The 468-nt window shown below is 61.5% G+C and carries 1 protein-coding gene; it reads left to right on the forward strand.

Features of this window, described 5'->3' with window-relative positions:
* The coding region (locus tag EOE48_RS28730; protein WP_187371597.1) for an L-lactate permease at positions 1-468 on the forward strand (468 nt) is incomplete at both ends.

A 468-nucleotide genomic window follows, 5' to 3' on the forward strand; every position in this document is an offset into this window, starting at 1 on the left:
ATGGACGGCCTGCGCGGCGTGAAGGAAACCTGGCCTGCCGCCCTGGTCGCCGGCCTGAGCTTCGCCGTTACCCAGTACTTCACGTCGAACTTCATCGGCCCGGAACTGCCCGACATCACCTCGGCACTGGCCAGCCTTATCTGCCTTACCCTGTTCCTGAAAGTCTGGCAGCCAAAGCGTTCGTTCAGCGAAGCCAAAGGCAGCGTCGGCGCAGCCGTTGTGCAGCCAAGTGGCAGCCAGCCTAGCCCTTACAGCTTTGGCGAAATCTTCAAGGCCTGGTCGCCGTTCCTGATCCTGACCGTACTGGTCACCATCTGGACCCTGAAGCCGTTCAAGGCAGCGTTCGCCCCGGGCGGTGCCATGTACAACTTCGTCTTCAACTTCGCCATCCCGCACCTCGACCAGTTGGTGATCAAGACCGCACCGATCGTTGCCGCGCCCACTGCCATGCCAGCGGTGTTCAAGCTT

It is taken from the genome of Methylobacterium oryzihabitans, assembly GCF_004004555.2.
Lineage (GTDB): Bacteria > Pseudomonadota > Alphaproteobacteria > Rhizobiales > Beijerinckiaceae > Methylobacterium > Methylobacterium oryzihabitans.